Consider the following 21,021-nt stretch of genomic DNA (forward strand, 5'->3'; position numbering starts at 1 on the left):
GAAAGAAGGATGACCGCTATGTCCACAAAGCGCAAACCCCCGACATTGCAGCAGAAGAAAGAAGAAGTCAACCGCAAAGCAATTCTATGGATCGGTGCCAGTCTGGTACTCCTTATTCTTCTGATTATTGTTTTATTTATAGTTGCAGGCAATTAATCCAGCCAATGGTAGACCTTGTTGGGGTTGGTCTGATCCAGCGGTGTGCCGGACGGGAAACGTTCCCCTGGCAGCAGCACCTCTTCAGGCAGGACCCCTTTGGTAATCCGGACTTTCGTTCCCATCGGCACCATCGCGAACAGCTCTTCCGCATCCTCCCGTTCCATGCGGATACAGCCCAGTGACTCATCCCTGCCGATGCTGTCCGGCTCGTTCGTGCCATGAATCGCATAATTGGTGTCCGAGAGCTGCATGCCGCGGCTGCCGAACTCCCCGTTGTCGCGCCCATTAGGATTGACCACCTTGTCAGAGATCGCAAACTCCCCTTCCGGTGTCCTGTCGCCCCCAAGGCCAACCTCATAGTTCCGCAGAATAATACTGCCGCTGGTTACTGCCAGGCGGTAATTTTGTTTATCCACGATGATGGTAAGCGGGCTGTCAAAAAAGGGCGGCTGCGCCTCATTCCCGCTGTCCGCTTCAATGTTCCCTCCCCCTCCGTCTTCAGCCTTGCTCTCCGTTGCCGCGGGCGCAGAAGGCTGCGGGGTGGATGACGGCGACTGCGGAGCCGGCAGAGATGCGGCCGCAGCACGCAGCGCGGTGAACTCTTTCTTCATGAGCGGAGTCGCTGCGCCCATATAGTTCCCCGGAAAAGGCCTGGTCAGCTCCGCCAGCGATTCCGGCAACGCCCCCTTGCTGCTCTTATAGGAATGCATGGCGCTCCAGAGCGCCGCCAGCTCCTCCTGCCGGTCCTGCCAGGACGCCGCCTGCTTCTTCAGCTCTCCTGCTTCCGGCGGCTCACAGGCACAGACAGCGGGATCGTAAGACTGGTATACAAGCTGTCCCTTCTTACTCTTCTCAATGGTAGCGGCAAGGGGCAGATTCTTCTTCCATACCAGCCAGTTCCCCGACCTCTTCATGGTCAGCAGAGCCGTTGCGGGAGCTGCTGCCTGGCTCTGCATAATCCTGGCCATTGCCTGGCCGGCCGAGGCTGCACCTTCACCTGCCGCCGTGAAACCGGCTGCCGCAGGTATCGGCGGCTCTGCCTCATCCGTTTCCGGCACCGCAACCGCCGGCTCCTCCAGGCCTTCGGCGGCAATCTCCGGAGCTGGCTCAACCGCTTCTCCCGGACTTACACCGGGGGCTGCCGCCGCCGGGATCAGCACCAGCAGAAGCAGCATCACCGCCAGCACTGCCCGGCGAAGCCTCAGCGTGGATTCATGCCGCTGCCGGTCTGCACTGAGCAGCCCTTTTTCATATTCACGAAGCATTTCTGCCGGTACCTTGCTGTGCTCAAAGGCTTCATATATTTCACCTGCCTGGTTGAAGCAATAGTTAGCCTTCCCATGCTGGCCGTTCTTATAATATTCCTTACCAAGCAAGTACCATGCCATTTTGTTATCAGGGTGCAGCTGGACATAGGCTTTGAGATGCTGCGAATTTTTCATCGGGGCCTCCGCGGGTTATGAGTTACTTTAGTCTTTATATTTTATATCGGCTGATTCAAGAAAAAAAGACATCCCCAGCCGCATTTATCGCAGCCGTGAGATGTCTTTATGGAAAATATAAGGACCAAATTGCACCTGCACCGGGCCCTTATATTTGGCGCAGATACGAATACCCTGGGGTATCAGCCTTCTTTGTTAAAAGGCGCGTCCGCAATTTTGATGGAGTCCGTAGGACATCCATCGGCAGAATCCTGCAGATCATCGAACAGATCGTCGGGAATCTCGGTTACACCGTGGTTGCCGTCATTCTCGTAAATTACTTCCGCCAAGCCTTCGTCATCGTAATCAAAAATATCAGGGGCCGTTGCTCCGCAAGCACCGCATGCGATGCAGGTATCTTTTTCGACCCAAGTGTATTTAGCCATTTCTTCTCTGCCTCCCGTTGAACAATCCAGCGCCGCAGTAGCAGCCTGTTATTTTTCTCATATTAATATAAATAGAATACAATTTCAATGAATTTTCAGCATATTTCCATTTTATCCGCATCATGCAGAGCGGCAAGCGCCCAATGGAACAGTGCATTGTTCACTCATCCGCAGGGTCCACCTTGTGAAGATTGTCCTTCTGCAGAGACGTTCCCCGCTCCTTGTGGTTGCGCAGGCGCGCCGAATGGCTGTCGCTGAGCATCCCCGCCGTGAGCACCGCGTTCTCGCCGAACTTGTTGCGCAGCATGTCCATCGTTTTGTTAAGCGACTCTTTCCTTGGCTGGCGTTCATAATCGAACAGATCCAGCTGGATTGCGGAGTCTTCTTTGGCGGTCAGCCCCTGCAGGGTGACGCCCAGCAGCCTCACAGGCTTATCGCCCTTCCAATGCCGCGCAAACTGCTCACAGACGGCCTTGTAGATGTCCTCGGCGCTTTCCGTAGGAGTCTCCAGCTGGCGGGAGCGCGTGATCGTCTTCATATCCGGCGTGCGGATCGTAAGCTGTACTCCCGCCGCCACCAAGCCCTGCTTCCGCAGCCGCCGGGCCACCTGGTCGCTCAGATTCAGCAGAATGGGCCTCGCTTCGGCTAATCCGACAACATCACTTGGAAGCGTCGTGGTATGCCCGATGGACTTGCTCTGCTCCCGTTCAGGATTCACGACGCCATGATCGATCCCGTTGCCCGCACGCTTCAGCCATGCGCCCATTACGCCAAAATGCTCAATGAGCATCCGCTCGTCCGCCGCTGCCAGCTGCCCGATGCTGTAAATGCCAAGCTTACGGAGCTTCTCTGCCGTTTTGCCGCCGATGCCAAACATCTCATTGCAGGGCTTATGCCACAGAATCTCCGGGACATCGCGCAGCCGCAGCACCGAAATGCCGCTTGGCTTCTTCAGATCGGAAGCGATCTTCGCCAGCAGCTTATTGGGGGCAATCCCAATGGAGCATGGCAGCCCCAGCTCCTCCATAATGCGCCGCTGAATCGCTTCGGCAATACCCAGCGGCGTCCCGAATTGCCGTGAACCGGTAATGTCGAGATAGCATTCATCTATCGAGACGGCTTCCAGAAGTGGAGTATAGCTGTACGCAATCTGCATAAAAGCATTTGAATATTTGCGGTACAGATGAAAATTCGGCTTAATTAATAGAAGGGAAGGACAAATACGCAGCGCCTTTTGCACCTGCATTCCCGTTGAAATCCCCAGCCGGCGGGCAGCGTAGGAGCAGGTAACGATGATGCCCCTGCGGAGCTCCACGCTTCCGGCTACCGCCGTTGCTTTTCCTTTATATTGATCGGGGTCTTCCGCCTCATGCACAGAGCAGTAAAAAGCATTCATATCCACATGCAGAATAACCCTGCCGCTTGCCGGATAATATTGATCCACATCCTGCACAATATCCACCTTCTTATCTTCAGGGTTTCCATTGTCAAATTCAGCATACCTCTTATTCTGCCGCAAGGTCAACCGGGTAGAAGCCTCCTGTAAAGTTCTTTGTTACATTCCCGCGTAAAAATGCTATAATATAAAAATTCATTTAACTTAACCGCATGCTTTTAAGGCCTGTTCAATCATAATGCATATGCTTTCGAGGCGGTTTTTGCACGAAGCCGTTTCAAGAGGCAATGCTCACAAAACTTTTAGGAGGACTCTCATGTCTAAGTCCATTTCCATCTTCGATACGACGTTGCGTGACGGCACCCAAGGTGAAGGCATCAGTCTGTCGGCGGATGACAAGCTGAAAATCGCCAAGAAACTCGATGATCTGGGTGTCCATTATATTGAAGGTGGCATCCCCGGAAGCAATAACAAAGACATTGAGTTTTTCAAAAGAGTCAAAGAGCTGTGCTTGAATGCCAAAATCACCGCATTCGGCAGCACCCGGCGCAAGAATTCCATCGCCGAGCATGACGACAACCTGCAAAGAATGATCGGCGCCGGCGTTCCGGCAGCCACCCTGGTCGGCAAATCCTGGGACTTCCATGTTCATACTGCGCTGCAGACTACCTTGGAGGAGAACCTCGCCATGATCGGCGAATCGATTGCCTATCTGAAACGCAAGGGCCTTGAGGTCATCTTCGATGCGGAGCATTTCTTCGACGGCTATAAGAATAATCCGGAGTACGCTGCAGCCGTCCTGAACGCGGCCCGTGAAGCGGGTGCAGACTGGCTGGTAATGTGCGACACGAACGGCGGAACGCTTCCGAATGAGATTCATGAAATCGTGTCCGGCATGGCTTTACAGCTCTCCGGAGCGTCCCTCGGCATTCATACCCATAACGACTGCGAGCTCGCAGTCGCCAACGCACTCAGTGCGATCAGCGCAGGCGCCCGGCAGGTGCAGGGTACAATCAACGGCTACGGCGAGCGCTGTGGAAATGCCAATCTGTGCTCCATTATTCCCACCCTGCAGATCAAAATGGGGTATCACTGCATCCCGGGCGATTCATTGCCGCAGCTTACCAATACTGCCCACTTCATCAGCGAGGTTGCCAATGTGAACCTGCCGGTGAACCAGCCCTATGTAGGCAACGCCGCATTTGCCCACAAGGGCGGAATCCATGTATCGGCAATCCTGCGTGATTCCCGCACCTATGAGCATATCGCTCCGGAGCTGGTCGGCAATAAGCAAAGGGTGTTGGTGTCAGAGCTGGCAGGCCAGAGCAACGTCCTGTCCAAGGCCCAGGATATGGGCCTAAGCCTTGATCCAAGCAGCGAGCAGGCCCGCAAGGTGATCGACAGAATCAAAAATCTGGAGCATCAGGGCTATCAATTTGAAGGCGCGGACGCCTCCCTTGAGCTGCTCCTGCGGGAAGCCACCGGTGAAATGAACGAGCTGTTCAGCTTCGAATCCTTCAAGATGCTTGTCGAGAAAACAGCCGGCAGCCCCGTCGTCTCCGAGGCATTCGTCAAGCTCCGCGTCGGCGGCGAGAACCTCTATACCGCAGCTGAAGGCAATGGTCCGGTCAACGCGCTGGATAATGCGCTGCGCAAGGCGCTGCTCACCTACTTCCCGCAGTTGAAAGACATGCATCTCTCCGACTATAAGGTGCGTGTGCTTGACGAGAAGGATCAGACAGCCGCGAAGGTGCGCGTGCTGATTGAATCCAAGGATTACAATAACACCTGGAGCACCGTTGGGGTGTCCAGCAATGTGATTGAAGCAAGCTGGGAAGCGCTGGTGGACAGTATGCGCTACGCGCTGCTCGGTCAGATTTCGCTGGAGAACAGCAACGAGACAAGCGGCGAGCCCAGAGGGCTTGTGAATCACTAGTACGGATGTACAAGGATTTTCTTACTTTAGCCAGTCAAGACAAAAGCCCCTCGCAGCCGGGAATATCCCGCATTGCAGAGGGGCTTTGCAGCCTTGCCGTTTCGCACAGCCGCCGGTTCACGAGCCTGTAAGGGTGATAATTTTCTGTTCAAGCTCTTCAGGAGACAGAAGACCCAGAATCACCTCGGAGATCACTCCGTTTTTGTCTACCAGTACATTGGTGGGAAAGACTGCCCCTTTGTATTTGTCGAAGACCTCGCCCTTAAGATCATACATAATGGGGAACGTCAGCACATACTTCCTGACAAAACGTTCCGCGTTAGGCTTATAATCCTGGCTGGTCACGTTAATCCCGTAAATATCAAGCACATTTTTGTATTTCAACGCCAGCGCATTCAGCGCCGGCGCCTCCTGCTGGCAAGGACCGCACCAGGAAGCCCAGAAATTCAGCAGCACCGCCTTCTCCCTTGCGCCTCCAACAGAGTAGCTGTGCCCGCCCTCCTGCAGGGAGAAGGCCGGTGCCAGCAATCCGGCATTGGCGCCGCTCTCCGGCCTGGAGGTTTGCTGCTGAATGGCCGGAACCGATTCCGGATCAGATTTCGCCATATGCTCTACCGCCAGAAACGCCAAAAAAACAATGACGGCCATCACCGTTACATTTCGCTTATTCGCAGCTTTCATAGAGGGTCTGTCCTTTGCAAGTAGGATGGTTTGCTCCTATTGTACCCTCATCGGGCTCAGTTTCAAACCAACCATTATCTGCAAAAAAAAGAGGATTCCGTCGAAGACGAAACCCTATGAAGAGAGAGGGGTGAACAAGTGACAGCATTCCAGGGAAAAATCCAGCCGATTAAGCTGAATGCCTCCGTACAGCATGTGCTGGGGAAGCACTTGCTGACCTGTTATCCACATGAAGCATGCGGAGTCCTGCTGGGTGCTGCCGCAGCGGGAGGCATGCGCATTGAAGGCTATTTGCCCATGCGCAACGTAGCGCCTGACCCGCTGCATGCATTTGTCCCCGACCCTCAGGAATGGGTGGCAGCACTCTATCTTGCCCCCGCTCCTGTCGGTTTGTTTCATTCACATCCCCATTCAGCACCTTGGCCTTCCAGTGCAGATATCCAGGGACTTCCGTCACTTGGCTCCGAGTTCCAGGTCTATCTGATTGGATCTCCCGGATCGAAGGACGGTGCTCCCCTCTCCCTGAACGGGTTCTACATCCATCGGGAGCACGGGCCTTCGGGTAAGCTGAGCTGCGAGCTGCTGCCTTCCTCCATCACGCTCTGCTGAGATAAGCGTACAGGTCACCCAGGGTCTCTACCTGGCGCTTCTGGGAGATCTCACGCAGATAGGCCACCCACAGCTGCGCCGTCATTTTGGCATCCTCCAGCGCATTATGACGGCCTTGGATCGGAATGCCATGCGCAGCCAGCAGTTCATCCAGCGTATAATTGCTGCGGTGAGGCTCCAGCCAGCGGGCCAGCATCATCGTATCAAGCACTCTGTGGGTAAGCTGAACCTTGGAGGTTTTCCACAGAGCGGCATTCAAAAACGATTTATCATGATTGCTCCCATGTGCCACCAGTACCTTCTGGCCGACAAAAGACATGAAATTATGCAGCCCGTCGATTAACGGAGGTGCCGCCGATGTCATCTCTTCCGATATCCCCGTAAGCTTCGTAATATCCTCAGGAATGGCCGTTTGGCAATTCACCAGAGTATAGAAGCATTCATCTTCCTTAATTTCTTCCCCCACGACTTTGATTGCGCCAAAAGACAAAATTTCGTCACCATGCTGGTGGGAGAAGCCTGTTGTTTCCAGATCAAAGATAACCGCCTCCAGTTCCGAGAGCGGGGTATGCAGTACTTCAGGACGCCGCTTCTCGCGCATAAGTGATCGGATAAAGGCCATTTGCTGCGCGGTTTGCTGTGCCGATTCCCCGCCTCTTATGGACGCGATGGCGGATGGCATTCCGCCCTGTCTCAGGTTGTTCCAGAATCCTCCGCCTTTGTTCGGCTCCTTCATGACTGCCTCCTTTCCTCTGACCGGAGCTGACGCTGCAGGGCCTTATGCAGACGCCTGACAAGCAGCAGACATTCCCGCAGCTCGGACATGAGCTGCTTATTCTTCAGATCACTTTCAGAAATGTAGTCGCTGCTGGACAACAACCCATCCTGAACCGTATAAGGAGTATTTACACGCATGCGCAGCGCGGTCAAAAAAGCCCGCCGGATATCCTCAAGATGCTCATATTTGCCAAGCTCCGCCAGCCGTTCCAGCCTACCCAGCGTTGAACTGTCCCATACCCCGTGCAGCAGCGACAAATGCCTGACGATATTAACCAGAGGGATATAGGCGCCGTATTTAACATCGAAGCCTCCGGCATAATCGCCAAACCGTTCCGTAAGCACTTGGCCCAGCAAGTTAATCGTGGCTTTGTGGCGGACCGTATTGCGCAGCACAGCTGTAGACAGCTTCCTGTTGTTCACAAATCCGGCATGAAAAGCTTCCCGCCATTCCATGGACAGCTGTTCGCTTCCGGCGACATGACGCATGTCCGAAGCAATAATGAGATAGCGGGTCGGCTCCCATTCGAGCTGGTTCATCCAGCCATCAAGCTGCCGCTTCCATTCGGTGAATGTCTTGCGCCATAACGGCTCGGAGCACATTACTTTGCCTTCGCATTTCTCGTAGCCTGCTTCTTCAAGCACATCGGACAACATCGCACCAAAGGCTTCAAAATAGCTTTGCTTAAGCGCATCCGGTTCCCCTTCAACAATCAGGCCGTTATCCTGATCACTCCACAATGTGGCTTCCTGTCTGCCGGCACTGCCGAACACAATAAAGGAATAGGCGCAGGGAGGCAGGCCGTAGCCCGCCTCCTTCATCTGCGCCTCACATATGTTGACTGCTGTCCAGGCAATCCGGTCATGCATGGCATTGACCCGGGACATCCATTCTTCTATCGGAATAACGTTTAACTGCTCCAGCAGCAAGTCTTGACAAGCGGTACGCCTTGCCTTAAGCTCCTGGGGCGAACCGGCCGTTACGATGGACAAATATCTTTTATCTTCGTTCCAATCTGCCGTCTCCATCGAAGCCACTCGGTCCGCCTCCCAACAAGTAAATTATGAGTTATTTAGAGGTTTTGGATTCCGAGTCAGTGATCAATTTCATTTGTTCAGGATAACCGTAAGTACCATGCTCACTGATATCCAGACCCATCAATTCTTCTTCCTCGGTAACACGAAGACCCATAACCAGCTTCATTACATACAGGATAATAAAGGACATTACAGCCACGAATACGAAGGTGCCTGCCACACCGAGAATTTGCACACCCAGTTGGTGGAAGCCTCCGCCGTAGAACAAGCCTGCTTGCCCTACACCAGTTTCAGCCGCAAGCTCCTCAGTTGCGAACAAGCCTGTGGATACTGCGCCCCACATCCCTGCAATACCGTGTACGGAGAAGGCGTAGATTGGATCGTCAAGCCCGGCGCGTTCCAGCCATTGGGATGTCATAAATGTGAAGGCCCCTGCCACGAAGCCGATCAGGATTGCCGCCCAAGGCACTACAAATGCGCAGGCGCCCGTAATTGCAACCAGTGCTGCCAGTACTCCGTTGAGCATTGCCGGAATGTCAGACTTACCAAAGTACAGCCAGGAAGCAATCAGTGCTGCCAGCCCCCCTGCCGCTGCTGCAAGGTTGGTTGTCAGAGCCACATGGCCGAAAAATCCGCCCATAGGAGTCAAGCCGCTGCCGGGATTAAAACCAAACCAGCCAAACCAGAGAATAATTACGCCAAGCACGGTGAACACTTGGTTGTGGCCCGGAATAATAACCGGCTTGCCTTCTTTGTTGAATTTGCCAAGCCGTGGCTTAAGCAGGATCGTTGCGACCACAGCCGCCGTAGCACCTGTAAGATGGACAACCGTGGAACCTGCATAATCCTGCATTCCCAGGGAACCCAACCAGCCGCCGCCCCATACCCAGTGAGCTACAACCGGATAAATTACTACTGAAAACAAAATGCCGAAGATAATATACACACTCAGTTTGGCCCGCTCGGCCATACCACCGGATACGATGGCAAGAGATACCGCAGCAAAAGCCATTTGGAACAGGAACTTAACGTTTAGGGTTACATCGGAAAAGGCCAGGGATTCAAACGAGGATGCCGTTGTGTCGCCCCCGTAAAAGAAGCCCGTCGTTCCAAAAAAGTTATTGCCGTTGCCGAAGCCGAGGCCAAAGCCCAGCGCCCAGAAGCACAAGCTTGCAATAGCCAGTGTCAGGACTGTCTTACCCGCAACGTGCCCTGCATTCTTCATGCGCACGGAACCCGCTTCCAGCATTGCAAAGCCCGCCTGCATTACAAACACCAGAATGAAGGCCAGGAATACGAACGCCGTATCCAATCCGATCTGCAGATCCAGAGTTGCCGGGCCTTCAGCCGCGAATGCGCTAACCGGGTAGACCATCAGTGTAATCATGGCCAAAAGCATCATTATCATCTTTTTTTTCATTCTTTACCCCACTCCCCAATGTCATATTTTCTAACAAAGCGTGAAACTCTTAATGTCATTATAATCAGAAGTCAGGGAAATTGACAAGACTATTTTTTTGAATGTTTTAATTTATTTGCGGAAGCTCACTTTTTCTTCACTGATGTTCATTCTACCTGTAGTTTTGCAGATAACCCGCAGAATTTGCGGCTTGAACAGGCACATCTTGTGAGAACGTATACATCAAGTTTTAATCAATAAATTCAATTACTTGTATTTTTATTAATTTCTCGAATGAAGTATGCTTGGAAGAGCGTAAATTAATGACGCTCCCCGTTAATATTTTCTTTATTATATAGCAAATATCTTTGTATTTTAATCCTTTTTCCATGTTTATTCTTTGTCTATCAGTAATTTTCAATAAACATCACACGACATGTGATATATTCACGGTAAGCATTTGAATCGTTTCCTGTTCCCTGCATATGCTTAATGTAAGCCGTGCTGGGCCAAGCAGCTTTGTATCAATACCTTGTCATATACTAAAAGTAAGTATGACGTTTGACTGTACGGTTTGTCTTTTGGTATCATTAAGCATGCTCTATTATATAGAAAGAAACGGTGGAATTTATACCAAAAAGAATTTTTTTCAGCGAGGTGAGATAACATGGGGATATGACCCTGTACCGGATCGGCGAGCTGGCCAAAGCCGCCCACATCAGCGAACGGACCATTGATTATTACACGAAGCTGGGACTTATAGCACCGGAATCAAGAAGCACCAAGAATTACCGCTTGTACAACCATGAAACCCTGATCGTGTTGGAACGTATTAATCAACTAAAGCAAGAGAAATATACATTGGATGAGATCAAATCCATGATCAGCAAGTGGAACGCAGCCACACCCGAAACCGATGTTTCGGACAGACTGGTCGAGCTTGAGCTTCAAATGCAGCGGCTTGAGCGCGAGGTGAAGGCACTTGAGCCGGTCATTCACGGCCTCAGGCCCCTTCAGGCCAGACGGGCACTGGCTGCGCTGCTTCCGCAGGGAGTTGCCTGCATGGAGGCGATCAAGCTGCTCCTGACGCAGGGACCCCCAATGTAATCACCTTATTAACTACAAGTGGAGGAATGTTATATGATGCCGTTGATGTATCTGCTGGTAATTATCGCTTTTCTATTTTCTTTATGGGCCCAGTTCAGAGTAAAGGGCAACTTCAATAAGTGGGCCAAGGTGGCCAATTCAAGCGGAATGACAGGTTATGATGCCGCCCGGCGCATGCTTGACGCCAACGGCCTCGGCGATGTGCCGATTGAGCCCGTGCGCGGCGCTCTCTCTGACCACTACGACCCTATTCACCGGGTAGTCCGCTTGTCTGAACCTGTATATTATGAGCGTTCGATAGCCGCCATCTCCGTGGCATGCCACGAGGTTGGCCATGCGATTCAGCATAAGGTCCATTATCCAATGCTTGCGCTGCGTCACCGGATGTTCCCCGTGGTCAATATCGCTTCGGGCGTGGCGCCGTTTATGCTGCTGGCTGGCTTTCTGTTCAGCTCCCTTAATCTGATCGGCCTGGGGATCATCTTCTTCTCCGCCGCCGTTGCCTTCCAGCTTGTAACGCTACCCGTAGAATTCAACGCAAGCAACCGGGCGCGCCAGGTTATGGTAGAGCAAGGCTATATCCGCAATGAGGAAGAACGCGGTGTGGCCAAGGTTCTGAATGCAGCCGCCTTGACTTATGTGGCCGCAGCCCTGGTCTCCCTGCTTGAGCTGCTGCGCCTGATTACAATTTTCCTCGGAAACCGTGACTAAGCTCTAAGCTTGCTGAACGGCACACCGTTATTCACAGCAATACCCCGTAGGCTATGAGCCTAACGGGGTATTGCTGTTTCTGTCTTTGAAATAGGTCAGCAGAAAGGTCCGGAAAGACCGGGCCACCAGGGGAAGCTTGCCATCGGCCCGGTGAATGAGCCCGACTGTCCTCGTTATAGAAGGCTCGACGACCCGCACCTGTGCCGGCTGCATCGGATTCGTCTGATAGAGAGCCATCTCCGGCAGCAGGCTTACCCCCATTCCCGCAGCAACCAGCCCGCGTATGGTGTCTGTCTCTCCGCCTTCAAAAGCAATCTGCGGCTTAAAGCCTGCCTGCAGACAGGCCTGCCACACAATGGGCCTTAGCGAATACCCTTGGCTGAACAGGACGAATTTCTCTTCCCGCAGCTGCTCCAGCCGGATAACCTCCTCCCCGGCCAGCGGATGGTTCTGCGGAAGGATGGCGAACAGCTCCTCCGTCATCACAATATCCCCGGCCACATGCTCTGCGTTCTCCGGAAAAGGGGAGATAAATGCCAGATCCACCTCTCCGGAGAGCACATCCTTGATCAAGGAAGGATACGCTCCCTGCTTGAAGCGGAATTTGACATGCGGATAAAACCTGCGGAATTCTGCAACAATCGAAGGGATCAGATGCGTGCCCAGACTGTGCGGGAAGCCGATGCGGATCTCGCCGCGCTCCGGATCAAGAAATTCATGCACCTCTGCCACGGATCGCTCCAGCTCCTTCAGCACGGACTCAACCCTTTTGCAAAAAAGCTGCCCCACAGGCGTCAGCTGCAGATTGCGTCCCTTTTGCATGAACAATTCGACACCAAGCTCCTGCTCCAGCTGATGAATCTGGCGGCTGACTGCGGATTGGGCGACATGCAATTCCTCCGCAGCCCTTGTTACATGTTCCTTTTGGGCAACCTTTAGAAAATATTGCAGCTGTCTGAGCTCCACTTCTACACCCTCTCCTAACGTCGGCTTCTTTTAAAAATGCGAATAATCAGTCCATAGAGGAAAAAACCGGCGACCAGGCCGCTGAGATGAGCCATCCAATTGACATATGGAGTAGCAAAAGACATAATAATCCCCATCGTCAGAAGGCCGTAAAGCGTCTTGCGCGAGCTCTCGTCCATCATTCCCCTCTGAACCAAGGCGATGTACAGGAACGCTCCATAAATGGCGTAGATTGCCCCTGACGCGCCCACAGAGACCGTAGCCACATCCACAACCGAACGGCTGCTGAAGAGAACGGACAGGTAGTTGGCGATGAAGCCGCCAGCCATATAGAGCAGCGCATAGCGCCACCACCCCATCAGCCGCTCAAGCGGGGGAGCAAACACCAGCAGCGCAAAGCAGTTAAAGAATAAATGGGCAAACCCGTTATGCAGAAAGGTTGCCGTCACATAACGCCACATTTCATCCTTTTCCGGACCCGCATTCAGCGTTGCCCCATACTTCAGGAGCGTTTGCAGATTGGTCGAGCCGCCATTGGCAGCCAGCACAATGAACATGAGCAAATTTAACAGAATCAGAATACAGGTCACCGGGTAATAGCGGATATACCCTTTCCATTTTTCATACCTGATGAAAATCATAGCACCATCCCTTATGTATCTTAGTTTTGCCCAGTTGGACATCCAGCTTCTAAAAAGATTATAATTTATTGTGGCAGTAAGAATCCAATCAAGCAATCAAGGAGGAAACAGGAATATGACGCAAGAAAGAACAGGTGTAGCCACATTCAAGGGCAATCCCATTACTCTCATAGGGCCTGAGCTTAAAGCCGGCGACGCCGCCCCTGATTTTGTGGTAAGCAAGAATCTTCTGGAAGAAGCGTCCCTCAGCGATTATGCCGGTAAAATCAAGCTGATCAGCGTTGTGCCTTCTTTGGATACCGGAGTGTGCGATGCGCAGACCCGCCGCTTCAATACGGAAGCTGCAGAACTCGGCGACGAAGTGGTCGTCCTCACCATCAGCACAGACCTGCCGTTCGCCCAAGCCCGCTGGTGCGGCGCTGCCGGCATCGACCGGGTCGTTACGCTGTCCGACCACAAGGAGGCCTCCTTCGGACAAGCCTACGGCGTGCTGATCAAGGAATTCCGCCTGGATATGCGCTCTATCTTCGTCGTGGACAAGAACGATACCCTGGCCTATGTGGAATATCTGGCCGAGATGTCTGAGCATCCGGACTACGAAGCCGCGGTAGCCGCCGTAAAAGAACTTCTGTAGATACTACTGAGGTTAACAAAATCATATACAGCAAGAAGAAACGGGCTTGCCGTGTCCCCTGAAGGAGGAGGCATCCGTTTCGTCCCGCATGATACGCATCATTGGTACTTGAACTTATCTTTTAAAAAAGCGGCAGAAGGTCATCCTTCTCCCGCTTTTTGTTTATTATTATTCGAGATACAGAATATCCGGAACCCCCGAAACCGCATACATTCCCAGAACATAAAAGCTCCGTTTCCGTTATCAGTCAGCCTTATATTTGCCCAGCTTCTTGTCCAGGGACTGGTATAAACGCTGAATGACACGATAATTAGCACCCAGATCGCCAAGCGATCCCCTGGATGCGGAATAGATATCAACGGCGCAGCGCACCGGAGAAGTGTTCAGCACTGACACGGTAATATCGAGCGTGCGGCCGAAGCCGGTTCTTTTTTCCAGTGTAATCTCACCGACCGACTGCACTTCATGAAGCACCTTGAATCCAGGAACCTTCTTCAGCGTTGAGGATACCTCGTCCCACGCCTTGTCTCTTGAAAGATTGTAATAACGAGTCTTTAATGCCGGATCTTTTGCACGGTCGCTTGTCCCGTCATGGCTGCGAAATAAACCGACCAAGGTTCTTTTCAACGACAAAATACTTCCCCCTCTTCAAATCCCAAGTTCATTAATCTAAGTGTAACATTCTTAACCCCGGAACAAAAGGGCATTGCTCACTTTCAGCTGCCCACGCTACACAGAAAAAGGCACCCCGTATCCGCAGCAAAGCGGGAAAACAGGGTACCTTGTCAATAACGGCAGAAAACCCGCCTATGCCGTTCAGCTGCAGTGTCTTCTGAACCTGCTAGAGCAGGTGGGTGACCGCAGAAGACGTTTTTGAATTCCCCAGGTCGTATAGACAGGGCTGTTCAGCTGCGCTTCATGTAGATCTCCCAAGACATTATCATTGGTTCAAAACAACGAGCAACCGTAACGTACATCGCAGGAATTACACTTATTATATTGCGTTTTGACGAAAAAGTAAACCTGTATGCGCTTTAATTAACAATGGAATACCACTTTCCGCCCATAAATCCCGGCTTTTGTGCTTGCTTTTGTTAAATCCGTTTCAAATCTGTATCTGCCTCTTCTTCCTCCGGATCGCCATCCTCCGCTTCTTTCTCTGCAGCTTCCAGGGCGGCCAGTTCCTCCTCCTGCTTCTTCTTCTCCACCTGCTCCTGAAGCTTGTTATAGGTGGCATAAAAGTTAAAAAAGGCCAGCATAGAAACCAGCGTCGGAATACAGAGGGCATAAAGCACCGGATACCGCAGACCTATATAGACAAGAACCGCTGCGCCAATAAGTGTCGAGAACACCCGGATCGGACGCGCGATGGTCAGCAGAATCGAATTGGTCACCACTTCTTTGAAGGTCATTTGGTAATGAACCACAATCGAGAAGAAATTAAACATCGAGACGAACAAAATAATCATCAGCACCAGCATCAGTATACCGACGATTCTGAAGTTGGCCATCTGCGTCATGTATACGGTCACATCCACGTACATAATGACGAACAGCAGGGTGTAGATGATCCCTCCGAGCATGCTCTTCAAGTAATTCTCTTTGTACCCCTGAAAAAAAGTGCGGAACGTGCTGACATCCGTGTTGCCCATAACCCACTTGCGCACTACCGTAAACAGCGCTGCCGTAGCCGGAAATACGGTAAACGGCGCCAAAATACCCAATACCCAGTTGAGTGTGATCTGTTCATTGGGTCCCCCTGCACCTGAACCCAGCATGATCATCTTCGTCACTGCCATGAACAGAAACGGAACCGAACATAACGCCCACAAAATATTGCTGAAGGCGATACGCGATATCCACTCCGTGATGCGGTATAAACCGCCCATTGCTCCCTTAAACTCCAATTCCCTTCCTCCTGTCTGTCTCGCGCATACTGCGTATCTTAACTATACCTTATTTGACCCGGACTTTTCCAGCGCCCAAGTTTACGTTTCTGGGTTAATGTCCATGCAGACTTGGCAAAGTGTCCATATATTAGAAACGTAACCACGGAATCCATCAACTTTTAAAGGAGGTTGACCACATGTCTGCACCTAGCTACTACAACCCTTGGGTTTCTACCGGCACGATTCTCGTACTTTTCATTCTGCTTGTGATCATCACCCGCACCTTTGTCTGATTATTCGTTTCAATGAGAAAAATAAGGCAGATTGGCCCAAGCGGAGCATAGAAATCCTTATATTTGCAAAAAAGAAGACGAGGGCCGCCAAGCGGCTTCTCGTCTTCTTGAGTATCGGCAGATCTGGGTTAAATATCGAAATCCTCGCGCTTAGCGGGACGTGTGCTTGTGCTGCTTGGACGTGCCGATGGTTTGCGGTCTCCGCTGCGTCCAGCACCTGCATCGCGGCCTGCACCGGAATCACGGTTGCCCTTGTAGCCCCCGCCATATCCGCCGCTGCCGCTGCCGCCGTAGCCGCTGCTGTAGCCTCCACGGCTGCTGCTTCCGCCGCTTGCATTGTCGCGGTTACCACGGTATCCGCCGCCGGTTCCGGAGCCTGTGCGGTTTCCGCCATATCCGCTGTTAGGCTTGCGTCCGCTGCGGATATCATTTTTGCCGCCGCGGCGTTTGGCGCGGATCGGATCCTCCGGCGTCAATTCAACCTGGGCATCCTTGTTGTCGCCGGTAAGCAGCTTCATTGCTGCAGACAGGAGCTGTACCGAGTCATATTGCTCAAGCAGTTGAATGGAGATGCCTTTGTATTCGTTCAATTCGGCGCCTTCTTCCACCATAGCCAGCAAACGCTCAGCCGTAATGCGCTGCTTGCCTTCAATGGCCTCAGCCATTGTTGGAAGCGGTTTGCGGGTAATGCGGTGACGGGTAACACGCTCGATCAAATGCAGGTGATCCATCTCGCGCGGCGTTACAAAGGACCAGGCTGTTCCTTCTTTGCCTGCGCGGCCGGTACGGCCGATACGGTGCACATAGCTTTCCGGATCCTGCGGAAGGTCAAAGTTGATTACATGAGTCACGCCGGAAACGTCGAGTCCGCGGGCCGCAACGTCGGTTGCTACCAGCACGTCGATGCTGCCGTCGCGGAATTTGCGCATTACTGCATCGCGCTGGTTCTGGGACAAGTCGCCATGCAGGCCGTCAGCGGAATAACCGCGTTTCTGGAGTCCTTCAGCCAGCTCGTCAACCCGGCGCTTGGTACGGCCGAACACGATTGCCAGATCAGGAGATTCCATATCAATAAGGCGGCTCAGCGCCTCAAATTTCTGGCGTTCAGGAACTTCGATATAAGCTTGGTCGATCAGAGGTGCGCTGATTTGTTTCGGAATAACGGAAACATGCTGCGGGTTCTTCAGGAACTGCTGGGCAAGACGTTGAATGTTAGGAGGCATTGTAGCTGAGAACAGCATCGTTTGACGTTCTTCCGGCACAAGCTTGAGAATGGTCTGGATATCTTCCATGAAGCCCATATCCAGCATTTCATCGGCTTCGTCCAGTACAATCGTCTGTACATCATCAAGGCGGATGGTTTTGCGGTTAATGTGATCCAGGAGACGGCCCGGGGTACCGATGATGATTTGCGGTTTCTTCTTGAGTCCGCGGATTTGGCGGCCGATGTCCTGCCCGCCGTAAATGGCCAGTGAGCGAAGCCCCTTGAAACGGGTCAGTTTGCCGATCTCTTCAGCTACCTGGATAGCAAGCTCACGTGTCGGTGTCATAATGAGCGCAAGAATCTTTTCTTCTTCCCGGGCAATTTTGGAAATGAGGGGAATCCCGAAAGCAGCGGTTTTGCCTGTACCGGTCTGTGCCTGGCCGATAAGGTCTGATCCGGTCAGCGCCAGCGGAATGGCTTGCTCCTGAATGGGTGTGGCTTCCTCAAATCCTAGCTCTGTGATTGCTTGCAGCACTTTTGGCTCCAAGCCGAATTCTGCGAATGTTTTCAAATTATTCATGCTCCTTCTATACAGTGGACATTCCACATGCTTGTCTGTATTCTTAAGTAGCGGTAAACACATTTATAGGCTGTCCAATCATGCCGGATTCTCTGCATGGTTTAGCCCGCATTGGGACCAAAAGCTGTCCTAAGATCAGGCTATTTGAATACGCCTGAACAATTGTATTCCGCACACTAAGCAATGCAAAAATACCATTGTAACGTCCTACTCAAGAATATCCTATACATTATATCACAAACCCAATCAGGAATACCAGTGTATTCCTTTCTTTCATTACTTACATTACGCGTCAGAGGTGAATTTGCTTGTCAAGACTAAAACAAATCGGGAGTTACCTTGCAGTTATCTTCGGTTCAGCGATGATTGCAAGCGGCTTTAACCTGTTTTTAATTCCCCACAGACTGCTGAGCGGCGGGGTTTCCGGGCTCGCCATGCTGGTGGGCTACTTCACGCCGTTCAACATCAGTCTGTTGTATCTGCTGTTCAATGTGCCGTTGCTGGCGGCAGGCTGGTTCCAGCTGGGGCGGCGGTTTATTGTCCTCAGCATTCTGTCGGTAGGGGCGACTACCTGGCTTATGGCGCTGCTTCCCGAAGCGGCAGTCGCATCCGATATGCTGCTGGCGGCTGTTTTCGGGGGAGTGCTTGTCGGCGTCGGCGCCGGAATATCCTTTCGGGTTGGCGGCTCCTCCGGGGGCTTCGATATCCTGGGCTCGATCATCATCCGCTACCGTGATTTCCCTATCGGCAATGTGCTGGTCGGACTGAACGGGCTCGTGATTTTGGCCGCAGCCTATTTTGACAACAACTGGAACCTGGCGCTCGCTTCCATGGTTTCCATTTATGTCTCCGGCAAGGTGGTGGATTTGATCCACGTCAGCCATATTAAGGTTACTGTATATATAGTAACGACGCGGACAGACGAGCTGCTGCAGCAGCTTTTGGGGCTCCAGCGCGGGGTCACCAAGATAAAAACGGAGGGCGCTTATTCTCATGTGGAACGGGACATGCTAATGACAGTGACAACACGTTACGAGCTCGCGGAGCTGAAACGGATCATCAAAACCAGTGATCCGCAGGCATTTGTGAACATCGTTGAAACGGTCGGGGTCATGGGTTCATTCCGCAAAAGGTGAATCCGAAAAAAATGCGCATACTTTAAAATTATGATATATTAGAACCACGCAGGACCTTACAAATTTCATGAAGATTGTGATTTACCCTCTTTTTTCCTGGCACTTCGTTTTCCGATGAAACCTGAATTTCAATTCAGCACTATTCGAAAAAGGAAAGGGTGATTGTTGTGGAAATGGAAACGGTAAAACTGTCAGCAATCGTCATGAGATGGTATCCGGATATGATACCTTTTCTGAAGCAGGATGAATTGAATTCTGTAATCGTTCTGCGTGACGGTCTGAGTATTCTGGAACCGGAAGATGCTATGGATATTATCCATTACAGCATCTGTGAGCATCAGAATCCTGCGTATCTTCAATGAGTCAGGCGCTTGGAACCAGTTTTGATCTTGCCGCTTTGGATTTTGGCCACATGCCGAAATCCTGGCGGCATTTACTTTTTAAAATAGGGAATTTTACTGGCAGCGGAGTCGTTTTTTGCTTGATGCAAAGTTTAAAATCCGTACATCCCGTTTATAAACAACAAGAGCGGTTTTAATGCGGCCAAAGTTACGGGGATTATTACAAGTCTGTTCTTTTTGGGCGCTGCCGTTCCTTTATACTTTAAGGGGAATGTACATAAAGGGAGAGAATAACAAATGAATATCACCTGGGCTCTACTGATGATGGCTTTGGGAAGCGTTGGCGTTCAACATCATGCGAGCGAAGCCGATGTGGCCGCCGCCTTGCAGTCAGCCATGAATCCGCCAATCGCCGCACAGCACTCAGCAAATCCTGACGCTTCACAGAACACTGCGGGAGGGAGTGCAGCAACGCCTTCTCCGGGCGCCGCGCCGGACACCGGGGCTTCACCGGGCGCAAGTGCCGGAGCTGCAGACACTGCCATTCATACCGATCCGCAGCCGGATGCCCCCAAGGTCAAAGGCATTTACGTAACAGCCTACAGCGCCGGCGGGGCACGGATGGAGACCCTGCTCGACCTGCTGGACAAAACCGAGCTGAATTCCATGGTTATTGATATTAAGGATGATGCCGGATACATCACATACAAAACGGATAATGCGGAGCTTCAGCAAATGGGCCATCCTCAGCCGTTCATCGGGGACATCAACAAATTGATGACCCGCCTGAAGGAGCATGAGGTATATCCGATTGCACGGATTGTTGTCTTTAAGGACTCGGTGCTCGCCAAAAAAAATCCGCAGCTTTCCTTCGTGAATACGGACGGATCTGTCTGGACGAACAAGGGCGGAGACAGCTTCGTTAATCCTTATAATCAGGATGTATGGAAATACAATGTGGATATCGCCAAAGAAGCCGCCAAGCTGGGCTTTAAAGAAATCCAGTTCGATTATGTCCGTTTTCCCGAAGGCTTCGAAAAACGTGCGGATACGCTCAAATACACAAAAAGCGACCGGCCCCGCGTAGAGATCATTTCCGATTTTGTTAAATATGCCAAATCGGAGCTGGGTCCGCTCGGTGTCCGTGTGTCCGTGGATATATTCGGCTATGCCGCCTCTGTCCCTGCTGCGGAAGGAATCGGCCAGGATTTTGTAAAGATCTCGAAGAATGTGGATGTCATCAGCCCAATGGTCTATCCAAGCCATTATTCAACCGGTTGGTTTGATGTGAAGGATCCCGACAAGGACCCATACGCCACCATCAAGGGCTCCATGGTGGATACGCACAAGAAGCTTGATCCTTTGGGCAGCTACAAGCCGGTTATCCGGCCGTGGATTCAGGATTTCACTGCAAGCTGGCTCGGAAGCGGACATTATGTCAAATACGGCAAGCAGCAGGTGGAAGACCAAATCCGCGCCCTAAAAGAAGAGAATGTCGATGAATTCCTGCTCTGGAACGCCAACAACCGCTATACTTCAGATGTGGATTACGAAAAATAAGCAAATATGCTTCCAGCAATTATCCGGTTAACAATTCAATAAGCATTGCAAATATGACCCCACTCTGTGGGGTCGTTTTACTGGGGATATGCCCAGG

Annotated in this window: 22 protein-coding genes and 1 other RNA gene; 10 read left to right on the forward strand and 13 right to left on the reverse strand. The window is 51.9% G+C overall.

Annotated features, from left to right (window positions below; all coding sequences use genetic code 11):
• Nucleotides 1–18 precede the first annotated feature (18 nt).
• Nucleotides 19–156 (forward strand): hypothetical protein, encoded by a 138-nt coding sequence (locus tag HYD27_RS17565; RefSeq protein ID WP_219217280.1) that lies wholly within the window; start codon nucleotides 19–21, stop codon nucleotides 154–156.
• Here the strand turns inward: HYD27_RS17565 and HYD27_RS17570 are convergent.
• The 3 genes from HYD27_RS17570 to HYD27_RS17580 form a co-directional block, all read right to left on the reverse strand.
• Nucleotides 153–1,601 carry a L,D-transpeptidase gene (locus HYD27_RS17570; protein WP_219217281.1) on the reverse strand — a complete coding sequence of 483 codons (1,449 nt, stop codon included), beginning with the start codon at nucleotides 1,599–1,601 and terminating at the stop codon, nucleotides 153–155. The genes HYD27_RS17565 and HYD27_RS17570 overlap by 4 nt on opposite strands.
• Before the next feature lie 182 nt (nucleotides 1,602–1,783).
• Nucleotides 1,784–2,026, reverse strand: coding sequence for a ferredoxin (locus HYD27_RS17575; protein WP_219217282.1), 243 nt, complete (start codon nucleotides 2,024–2,026; stop codon nucleotides 1,784–1,786).
• A 160-nt stretch (nucleotides 2,027–2,186) separates the two neighbouring features.
• A complete protein-coding gene (locus HYD27_RS17580; RefSeq protein ID WP_219217386.1) occupies nucleotides 2,187–3,479 on the reverse strand; it encodes a DNA polymerase IV in 1,293 nt (430 codons plus the stop codon).
• A 259-nt stretch (nucleotides 3,480–3,738) separates the two neighbouring features.
• On the opposite strand from HYD27_RS17580, the gene cimA reads away from it, so the two are divergent.
• Nucleotides 3,739–5,358, forward strand: a complete 1,620-nt coding sequence (gene cimA, locus HYD27_RS17585; RefSeq protein ID WP_219217283.1) for a citramalate synthase — start codon at nucleotides 3,739–3,741, stop codon at nucleotides 5,356–5,358.
• 117 nt (nucleotides 5,359–5,475) lie between these two features.
• Here the strand turns inward: cimA and HYD27_RS17590 are convergent, their stop codons facing one another.
• On the reverse strand, nucleotides 5,476–6,039 hold the full coding sequence (locus tag HYD27_RS17590; protein ID WP_219217284.1) for a TlpA family protein disulfide reductase: 564 nt from the start codon (nucleotides 6,037–6,039) through the stop codon (nucleotides 5,476–5,478).
• Between the two features lie 138 nt (nucleotides 6,040–6,177).
• Between HYD27_RS17590 and HYD27_RS17595 the strand changes: the two genes are divergently transcribed.
• Nucleotides 6,178–6,648 (forward strand): M67 family metallopeptidase, encoded by a 471-nt coding sequence (locus HYD27_RS17595; protein WP_219217285.1) that lies wholly within the window; start codon nucleotides 6,178–6,180, stop codon nucleotides 6,646–6,648.
• On the opposite strand, the gene HYD27_RS17600 is transcribed toward HYD27_RS17595, so the two are convergent.
• The 3 genes from HYD27_RS17600 to HYD27_RS17610 are packed head-to-tail and all read right to left on the reverse strand — an operon-like array spanning nucleotide 6,635 to nucleotide 9,883.
• Complete coding sequence (locus HYD27_RS17600) at nucleotides 6,635–7,384, reverse strand: 3'-5' exonuclease (protein ID WP_219217287.1); 750 nt, start codon at nucleotides 7,382–7,384, stop codon at nucleotides 6,635–6,637. The two genes, HYD27_RS17595 and HYD27_RS17600, sit on opposite strands and share 14 nt — an antisense overlap.
• The gene (locus tag HYD27_RS17605) at nucleotides 7,381–8,454 is read right to left on the reverse strand and encodes a DUF294 nucleotidyltransferase-like domain-containing protein (RefSeq protein WP_220101665.1); all 1,074 of its coding nucleotides are present in this window, start codon (nucleotides 8,452–8,454) and stop codon (nucleotides 7,381–7,383) included. Before HYD27_RS17605 ends, HYD27_RS17600 begins: the two co-directional genes overlap by 4 nt.
• Nucleotides 8,455–8,494: 40 nt before the next feature.
• Nucleotides 8,495–9,883, reverse strand: coding sequence for an ammonium transporter (locus HYD27_RS17610; protein WP_219217290.1), 1,389 nt, complete (start codon nucleotides 9,881–9,883; stop codon nucleotides 8,495–8,497).
• 654 nt (nucleotides 9,884–10,537) lie between these two features.
• Here HYD27_RS17610 and HYD27_RS17615 point away from each other — a divergent pair.
• Together HYD27_RS17615 and HYD27_RS17620 are read left to right on the forward strand one after the other, a co-directional pair.
• Complete coding sequence (locus HYD27_RS17615) at nucleotides 10,538–10,969, forward strand: MerR family transcriptional regulator (protein ID WP_219217293.1); 432 nt, start codon at nucleotides 10,538–10,540, stop codon at nucleotides 10,967–10,969.
• Between the two features lie 33 nt (nucleotides 10,970–11,002).
• On the forward strand, nucleotides 11,003–11,680 hold the full coding sequence (locus tag HYD27_RS17620) for a zinc metallopeptidase (RefSeq protein WP_375373925.1): 678 nt from the start codon (nucleotides 11,003–11,005) through the stop codon (nucleotides 11,678–11,680).
• 51 nt (nucleotides 11,681–11,731) lie between these two features.
• Here the strand turns inward: HYD27_RS17620 and gltC are convergent, their stop codons facing one another.
• Both gltC and HYD27_RS17630 read right to left on the reverse strand, forming a co-directional pair.
• Nucleotides 11,732–12,646, reverse strand: coding sequence for a glutamate biosynthesis transcriptional regulator GltC (gene gltC / locus HYD27_RS17625; RefSeq protein WP_219217296.1), 915 nt, complete (start codon nucleotides 12,644–12,646; stop codon nucleotides 11,732–11,734).
• Nucleotides 12,647–12,660: 14 nt separating this feature from the next.
• On the reverse strand, nucleotides 12,661–13,287 hold the full coding sequence (locus tag HYD27_RS17630) for a rhomboid family intramembrane serine protease (RefSeq protein WP_219217299.1): 627 nt from the start codon (nucleotides 13,285–13,287) through the stop codon (nucleotides 12,661–12,663).
• 115 nt (nucleotides 13,288–13,402) lie between these two features.
• Here HYD27_RS17630 and tpx point away from each other — a divergent pair, with 115 nt between their 5' ends.
• Complete coding sequence (gene tpx / locus HYD27_RS17635) at nucleotides 13,403–13,921, forward strand: thiol peroxidase (RefSeq protein ID WP_219217300.1); 519 nt, start codon at nucleotides 13,403–13,405, stop codon at nucleotides 13,919–13,921.
• Between the two features lie 243 nt (nucleotides 13,922–14,164).
• Here the strand turns inward: tpx and HYD27_RS17640 are convergent, their stop codons facing one another.
• The 3 genes from HYD27_RS17640 to HYD27_RS17650 form a co-directional block, all read right to left on the reverse strand.
• Nucleotides 14,165–14,554: a DUF1499 domain-containing protein gene (locus tag HYD27_RS17640; protein WP_219217302.1), complete on the reverse strand. Its 390-nt coding sequence runs from the start codon at nucleotides 14,552–14,554 to the stop codon at nucleotides 14,165–14,167.
• Between the two features lie 163 nt (nucleotides 14,555–14,717).
• Nucleotides 14,718–14,909: non-coding RNA, 6S RNA (gene ssrS, locus HYD27_RS17645), on the reverse strand.
• A 106-nt stretch (nucleotides 14,910–15,015) separates the two neighbouring features.
• Complete coding sequence (locus HYD27_RS17650) at nucleotides 15,016–15,828, reverse strand: YesL family protein (protein ID WP_219217304.1); 813 nt, start codon at nucleotides 15,826–15,828, stop codon at nucleotides 15,016–15,018.
• Between the two features lie 179 nt (nucleotides 15,829–16,007).
• Here HYD27_RS17650 and HYD27_RS17655 point away from each other — a divergent pair, with 179 nt between their 5' ends.
• A complete protein-coding gene (locus HYD27_RS17655; protein WP_219217306.1) occupies nucleotides 16,008–16,103 on the forward strand; it encodes a YjcZ family sporulation protein in 96 nt (31 codons plus the stop codon).
• 128 nt (nucleotides 16,104–16,231) lie between these two features.
• On the opposite strand, the gene cshA is transcribed toward HYD27_RS17655, so the two are convergent.
• Entirely contained in the window at nucleotides 16,232–17,878 is a 1,647-nt protein-coding gene (gene cshA / locus HYD27_RS17660; RefSeq protein ID WP_219217308.1) for a degradosome RNA helicase CshA, read from the reverse strand.
• Between the two features lie 317 nt (nucleotides 17,879–18,195).
• Here cshA and HYD27_RS17665 point away from each other — a divergent pair, with 317 nt between their 5' ends.
• The 3 genes from HYD27_RS17665 to HYD27_RS17675 all read left to right on the forward strand — a co-directional run bounded on the left by HYD27_RS17665 (nucleotide 18,196) and on the right by HYD27_RS17675 (nucleotide 20,924).
• Complete coding sequence (locus HYD27_RS17665; protein WP_219217310.1) at nucleotides 18,196–19,023, forward strand: YitT family protein; 828 nt, start codon at nucleotides 18,196–18,198, stop codon at nucleotides 19,021–19,023.
• A gap of 173 nt (nucleotides 19,024–19,196) precedes the next feature.
• Nucleotides 19,197–19,385 carry a hypothetical protein gene (locus tag HYD27_RS17670; protein ID WP_219217312.1) on the forward strand — a complete coding sequence of 63 codons (189 nt, stop codon included), beginning with the start codon at nucleotides 19,197–19,199 and terminating at the stop codon, nucleotides 19,383–19,385.
• Nucleotides 19,386–19,661: 276 nt separating this feature from the next.
• Nucleotides 19,662–20,924 carry a putative glycoside hydrolase gene (locus HYD27_RS17675; RefSeq protein ID WP_228745200.1) on the forward strand — a complete coding sequence of 421 codons (1,263 nt, stop codon included), beginning with the start codon at nucleotides 19,662–19,664 and terminating at the stop codon, nucleotides 20,922–20,924.
• Nucleotides 20,925–21,021: the final 97 nt, after the last annotated feature.

Origin of the sequence: Paenibacillus sp. S150 (assembly GCF_019352175.1) — a bacterium.
GTDB lineage: Bacteria > Bacillota > Bacilli > Paenibacillales > Paenibacillaceae > Paenibacillus_AQ.